We start from the raw sequence: 302 nt of genomic DNA on the forward strand, positions 1-302 counted from the left end.
TCCCCTCTTAAAACCTTATAATCCCCCCCACCTCTTTCCTTCTTCACACCCACCCCTTCCTTCCCCATTCCATCCTCCACCATCTTTCCCACAACACCCCCCTTCCCCCCATCATTCCCTCCCGAAATCTCCTTACAATCAAATACTTCAACCATCTGTTCGTTGATGGCTGCATCAACCATCAACTCCTTCGCCTTTCCCATTCCCCTCACAATCTCATACATCTCCTCCCAACAATAATCCCCCAATTCCATAATATAACCCAATCTCCATTCAACGCCACCATTCATTTTCACAAACCC

General features: G+C 47.7%; 1 protein-coding gene. It reads right to left on the bottom strand.

Annotated features, from left to right (window positions below; translation table 11 throughout):
- Window positions 1–254, bottom strand: a 254-nt coding sequence (locus FS736_RS23570; RefSeq protein WP_144481536.1) for a hypothetical protein, incomplete at its 3' end; no start/stop codon positions are given.
- Window positions 255–302: the final 48 nt, after the last annotated feature.

Source organism: Cytobacillus oceanisediminis 2691 (assembly GCF_007678455.1).
Taxonomy (GTDB): domain Bacteria; phylum Bacillota; class Bacilli; order Bacillales; family Cytobacillaceae; genus Mesobacillus; species Mesobacillus oceanisediminis_A.